Origin of the sequence: Thermoleptolyngbya sp. M55_K2018_002 (genome assembly GCF_015295965.1) — a bacterium.
Classification (GTDB): Bacteria; Cyanobacteriota; Cyanobacteriia; order Elainellales; family Elainellaceae; genus Thermoleptolyngbya; species Thermoleptolyngbya sichuanensis.
The window spans coordinates 1-6,129 of sequence record NZ_DVEA01000044.1; the positions used below are offsets into that span (position 1 = coordinate 1).

At 58.1% G+C, this 6,129-nt stretch carries 5 protein-coding genes; 2 read left to right on the forward strand and 3 right to left on the reverse strand.

Features of this window, described 5'->3' with window-relative positions; translation table 11 throughout:
- Positions 1 to 143 precede the first annotated feature (143 nt).
- Positions 144 to 401, forward strand: coding sequence for a hypothetical protein (locus tag IGS51_RS01915; RefSeq protein ID WP_297075242.1), 258 nt, complete (start codon positions 144 to 146; stop codon positions 399 to 401).
- Between the two features lie 169 nt (positions 402 to 570).
- On the opposite strand, the gene IGS51_RS01920 is transcribed toward IGS51_RS01915, so the two are convergent.
- Positions 571 to 2,211, reverse strand: coding sequence for a 2-isopropylmalate synthase (locus IGS51_RS01920; RefSeq protein ID WP_297075243.1), 1,641 nt, complete (start codon positions 2,209 to 2,211; stop codon positions 571 to 573).
- 570 nt (positions 2,212 to 2,781) lie between these two features.
- Positions 2,782 to 2,958 (reverse strand): hypothetical protein, encoded by a 177-nt coding sequence (locus IGS51_RS01925; RefSeq protein WP_172355733.1) that lies wholly within the window; start codon positions 2,956 to 2,958, stop codon positions 2,782 to 2,784.
- A 311-nt stretch (positions 2,959 to 3,269) separates the two neighbouring features.
- Between IGS51_RS01925 and ald the strand changes: the two genes are divergently transcribed.
- On the forward strand, positions 3,270 to 4,355 hold the full coding sequence (gene ald, locus IGS51_RS01930; protein ID WP_297075244.1) for an alanine dehydrogenase: 1,086 nt from the start codon (positions 3,270 to 3,272) through the stop codon (positions 4,353 to 4,355).
- Positions 4,356 to 4,545: 190 nt separating this feature from the next.
- Here the strand turns inward: ald and dxs are convergent.
- Positions 4,546 to 6,129 (reverse strand): 1-deoxy-D-xylulose-5-phosphate synthase (dxs, locus tag IGS51_RS01935; protein ID WP_297075245.1); only part of this gene is annotated, 1,584 nt, incomplete at its 5' end.

Here is a 6,129-nt window from a genome sequence, read left to right on the forward strand (position 1 = left end):
CAGATTTTGCTTCCTTTAGCAACCCTTACTGAGAATGGTGCAAGATCTCAGTTATCGCAAGTGCGTAAGTTCTGGGCTTGTTTGAATAGCTTGTAGATGCGATCGCCCCCATTCTGCAACGACCCAATAGCCGCCTAGTTGCCTTGCAAGATCCCAACGCGCCCGCAGTCGGCACGGTGCTATTCACGCCGGGCCGCTGGGATGAAGTGGTGGTGTCGATGGAAAATCTGCCCGCCCTGCCGCCCGACCGACCTATCGCCTGTGGCTACGGCTGCAAGATGGCTCCCTCATTCTCTGCGGCGAATTCGTTCCTGATGCTCAAGGTCAGGTCTTCGCCACGCTCACGCCGCCCCAGCAGCCCACTCCAGACAACAGAGCCGCCTCGGTTTTCATTACCGTAGAGTCGCAGCGTGCACCCGCCGAACCGCAAGGGAGTCCGGTGATTACAACGGAGCTTTAGGAGGAGAGAGGGGAGGGGTGGAAAAACGAAGAACGAAGAACGAAAAACGAAACCTCTTCGTTCTTCCCTTTTCCTTCTTCCCTCGTCCCTCACTCCATCACCCCCAACCCCTAGCTCACGGGCTGCACATCGCTGTGCTGGGGATGCAGCGCTTCGCCCTTTTGCAGAGAGGCAGACAGGCGGTTGAGCGCGTTCAGGTAGGCCTGGGCGGAGGCGACGATGATATCGGTGTTTGCGCCGTGGCCCGAGAAGATGCGATCGCCATATTTCAGGCGAATCGTCACTTCGCCCATTGCGTCGATGCCTGCCGTCACAGACTGCACCGAGAATTCGATGAGCTGGTTGGGGATGCTGACGACGCGGTTGATCGCTTTGTAGACTGCATCCACTGGGCCTGTGCCGATGGCGGCATCGGTCAGTTCTTCCCCAGCGGGCGTGCGGACGGTGACGGTCGCCGTGGGGCGCGAGTGGTCGCCGCAAGACACCTGCACATGCTCTAGCTTGAACAGTTCGGGGACTTGCTGGGTTTCGTCGTTGGCGATCGCCTCCAGATCCCAGTCGGTAATTTCCTTTTTCTTATCTGCCACGTCCTTGAACCGCAGGAAGGCTCGGTTTAGCTCCTGCTCAGATAGTTCATAGCCCAACTCCCGCAGGCGCGTGCGGAAGGCGTTGCGCCCGGAGTGCTTGCCCAGCACGATCTGGTTATCCGTGAGGCCGATGGACTGCGCGTCCATGATTTCGTAGGTGCGCTTGTGCTTTAGCACGCCGTCCTGGTGAATGCCGGACTCGTGGGCAAAGGCGTTTGCGCCAACGATCGCTTTGTTGGGCTGCACCAGCATCCCCGTCAGGTTCGACACCAGGCGCGAGGTTTTGTAAAGCTGGCGCGTGTCAATATGGGTCAGGGGTGCTTCCGACTCCGCCGGACGACCCAGGAACGGGTTGAAATATTGACGACGCACATACAGCGCCATCACCAGTTCCTCTAGCGCGGCGTTTCCAGCGCGTTCGCCAATGCCGTTGATCGTGCATTCCAACTGACGCGCTCCATTCTTCACCGCTTCCAAAAAGTTGGCCACGGCCATTCCCAAGTCGTTATGACCGTGTACCGAAATGATGGCCTGATCGATATTCGGCACGTTCTCTTTGATGCCCTTGATCAGCGCCCCAAACTCGCTGGGGGTGAGGTATCCGACGGTATCGGGAATGTTGACAGTGGTGGCCCCAGCGGCGATCGCCCGCTCCAGCATTTCATAGAGAAACTCCGGATCAGAGCGTCCCGCATCCTCTGGGGAAAACTCCACATCATTGACAAACGACTTGGCATAGCTCACCATTTCGGGCACGATTTCCAGCACTTCGGCCCGCGTCTTTTTCAGCTTATATTCCAGGTGAATATCCGAGGCGGCAATGAAGGTGTGAATCCGGGGCTTGGCGGCAGGCTTCAGCGCATCGGCGGCCGCTTTGATGTCTTGCTGAGTAGCTCGGGCCAGTCCACAGATGATTGGGCCGTCTTCGCTGCCCACTTCGGCGGCGATCTTGCTCACCGCTTCAAAATCCCCTGGGCTGGCAAAGGGAAAGCCTGCTTCAATCACATCCACACCTAGTCGTGCCAGTTGCCGGGCGATTGTCAGCTTCTCATCCACGTTCAGCGTTGCGCCGGGCGACTGTTCGCCATCGCGCAGCGTGGTGTCGAAAATCAAAATGCGATCGGGCTGACCAATACCGGACTGGGCGTTCGATGAAGTACTCATGGCACAAATCTAGGCATGTGAATGGATGAATGCAGGTTCACAACGCGGTTTCGAGCGATAACGGGGCATTAGGCGATACGCCGACCACGCCGAAACCAGGGTCGAATCTGGCAAGTCGAACTGATGCCGACTTAACCATCATACTGAATCATTCTAGTGGGCGAGTCTCCCCTTCTAACCCCCTGATCGGGTGATTGGGGGGTAGCGCGGTTTCAAAATACGCAGGTGGGCAGTCTCGGCATGACAATCTGATGCTGGGAGACGTGCGATCGCTGCCCTGCCCCATTCCCAGCCAAAGGCTTCGGCGCATCACGCTCATCCCCACCACTTGGGCGCACCTGGAGGCTGCCCAGTTGCGCCCAAGTGGTGGGCGATTTGCTCAAAAAAATGGGCTTAGGGCTTGATTTGCCTATCCACCCTAAGCCCATCAAACGAACTAACTAGAAACTACTAGGAACTAATAGGACTGACGCAGATGGACGATTTCTCGCAAGCGCAGCCCGCGAGAAATCGTCCAAAACCCAGAAGACTTATCGCACGTGCGTAAGTCCTGACTAACTTAAGCCCTGACTAATAAAGCCCCAGCCAGGACAGCAAGCCCTGACCCGTCAGGTATTCGATCGCCAGCGTAATTAAAAATCCCACCATTGCCGCCCGCCCATTCAGGCGCTCAGCATATTCATTAAAGCCAAACTTCGGTTCCTGGAGCTTCGGAGTCACGGTCGGTTGCGGCGGAGTCTGAGTCATGGCTTTTACAATTCTTTACTCGTCCTCTTCATTGTAGAGAGTGCGGCCCATTCGTCAATCCAAAATCAACCCCATTGGCTCAAACTCCTGCTATAAACGGCAGAGGTCGATCCATCCGGGCGAAGACTCTCTCGCAAAAGGGATTTACCTTGGAACTATAGCGCTAGCTATGTTAGCTATGCTGCTTAGGACGTGGTTGTAGGGTGGCGCTGCTGCCCTACGACAGCACCTATGTCCTAATGAAAGTGACGATGGCGTGTCTAAGAATTTACCGTCTCCGCAGTGGGTCGGGGAGCTTTTGAGGTGTTGGCATGGAAATCGGCGTTCCAAAAGAGATTAAGGATCAGGAATTTCGGGTAGGGCTGAGTCCCAGCAGCGTCCGCACGCTGGTCGAAGCAGGACACACGGTTTTTGTCGAAACCCAGGCGGGCATCGGCGCAGGATTTGCCGATCAGGACTATGTTCAAGTGGGCGCTCAGGTCGTACCTTCTGCAAAGGATGCCTGGAGCCGAGAGATGGTGGTGAAGGTCAAGGAACCGCTGCCAGCGGAATATGACCTGATGCAAAAAGATCAATTGCTGTTTACCTACCTGCATCTGGCGGCGGCACGAGAACTGACGGAGCAACTGATGCGGGTGGGGCTGACGGCGATCGCCTACGAAACCGTTGAACTGCCCAACCACAGCCTGCCCCTGCTCACCCCCATGAGCATCATCGCTGGGCGGCTCTCGGTGCAGTTTGGGGCCCGCTTTCTGGAACGGCAGCAGGGTGGACGGGGTGTGCTGTTGGGCGGTGTACCAGGGGTAAAACCCGGCAGGGTTGTGATCTTGGGCGGTGGCGTGGTGGGCACCGAAGCCGCAAAGATGGCCGTCGGGCTGGGCGCTCAGGTGAAAATTTTCGACATTAACGTAGAGCGACTGTCTTATCTGGAAACCCTGTTTGGCTCGCGGGTAGAACTGCTCTACAGCAACTCCGCCGAGATCGAAACCGCCGTTGCCGATGCCGACCTGCTCATCGGCGCAGTGCTGGTGCCGGGCCGACGTGCGCCCATCCTGGTGCCTGCCAGCCTGGTGGAGCAAATGCGGACGGGTTCGGTGATCGTAGACGTGGCGGTGGATCAGGGCGGCTGCGTAGAGACGCTGCACCCAACTTCCCACACGCAGCCTACCTACGAGGTGTCGGGCGTGGTTCACTACGGCGTGCCGAATATGCCCGGAGCCGTGCCCTGGACTGCAACGCAGGCGCTCAACAACAGCACCCTGCCCTACGTGGTCAAGCTGGCCAATCAAGGCGTGGGGGCCCTGGAAACCGATGACGCGCTAGCCAAGGGGCTAAACGTCCAGGCCCATCGCCTAGTGCATCCCGCAGTGCAGCAGGTCTTCCCCGACCTAGCGTAGCTCGTGTTGATTTACGATTTTGGATTTGCGATTTTGGATTGTTTGTACTGAAATTACGGTCAGAGAGGCGGATACGTGCCCAGGACATCGAACACAGACGGTTCAAACCGAGTGATTCAAACCGAGTGATTCAAACCTGGGCACGGTATCTCCGTTGATCTTTCAGATGATCTTTCAGAAGCAGAGGCTTCTAGGAGCGGACGGCTTCGACTGCGGCCGGAACCACCCACTCGCGGATGGTATCTGCGATTTGCGGGCCTGTCAGCCCCAAGCTGCTGAGCGATTGCTCTGGCTTGGCGTGATCGACTAGCACATCGGGCACGCCAAGCCGCTTGATCGGCACGGCAACATCCGCATCGAGCAGCGCTTCTGCCACGGCTGAACCAAAGCCACCCATCAAGCAGCCCTCTTCCAGCGTCACCACGCGCCCAATCTGCTGGGCCAGCGGCAGAATTAGCTCCGTATCCAGCGGTTTGGCAAAGCGGGCGTTGACCACGGTTGCCTCGATGCCGTGTTCGCTGAGGATTTCAGCAGCCTGCATAGCGGGATAGACCATCGTGCCATAGCCCAGCAGCAGGATATCGTCGCCCTGGCGCAGAATCTCGGCTTTGCCGATGGGCAGCGGCTCCCAGCCCTCTTCCATCAGCGGCACGCCCTGGCCACTGCCGCGTGGATAGCGGAGGGCGATCGCCCCGTCAGTATAGTTCACCCCGGTTACAATCATCCGCTGAAACTCGGCTTCGTCCTTGGGAGCCATCAGCACCATATTGGGAATGCAGCGCAGATAGGCAATGTCGTACATCCCCTGGTGCGTCGGGCCGTCTGCCCCCACAATGCCCGCCCGATCCAGGCAGAAAAACACGGGCAGCTTTTGGATGCACACATCATGCACGATCTGGTCAAAGGCGCGTTGTAGGAAGGTGGAATAGATCGCTACCACCGGGCGCATTCCCTCGCAGGCCAGCCCCGCCGCCAGCGTCACTGCGTGCTGCTCGGCGATGCCCACGTCGATATATTGCTTCGGCAGCTTTTGCTGAAGTTTGTCCAGCCCCGTACCTGTGGCCATGGCGGCAGTGATGCCAACGATTTTGGGATTGTTTTCCGCCAGCTTCACCAGCGTATGGGCAAAGACTTTTGAGTAATCGGCAGGCTTGGGCTTGTTTGACGGTTTTGCTTTGCCCGTGGCCAGGTCAAAGGGCGACTGGGCGTGATAGCCCACCTGATCTTTTTCGGCGATCGCATAGCCCTTGCCCTTGGTCGTGGCCACATGCACCAGCACCGGCCCCTGAATCTTGTGCGCCTGGGTAAACGTGTGAATCAGTTCTTCCAGGTTGTGTCCATCCACTGGGCCCATGTAGGTAAAGCCCAGTTCCTCAAACACCGCGCCCACCTTGGGCACTGCCAGCCGCTTCATGCCCTCCTTCACCCGCTGAAGCTCCGGCGTGAGGGAGTCGCCCACAAACGGCAGATGCTTAAACTGTTCCTCCAGGTTGTCAGTGAGGAACTGCATCGGCGGGCTGAGGCGCATTTTGTTGAGGTAGCGAGGAATCGCGCCGACATTGGGCGAAATCGACATTTCGTTATCGTTCAGCACCACCATCAGGTTGGTCTTGGGCAGGTGTCCGGCGTGGTTGATAGCCTCCAGCGCCATGCCGCCCGTCAGCGCCCCGTCGCCAATCACCGCCACGACTTTGTACTTTTCGCCCTGGAGATCCCGCGCCAGCGCCATGCCCAGCGCCGCCGAGATGGCCGAGGTGCTGGCCTTTCGCCTGCG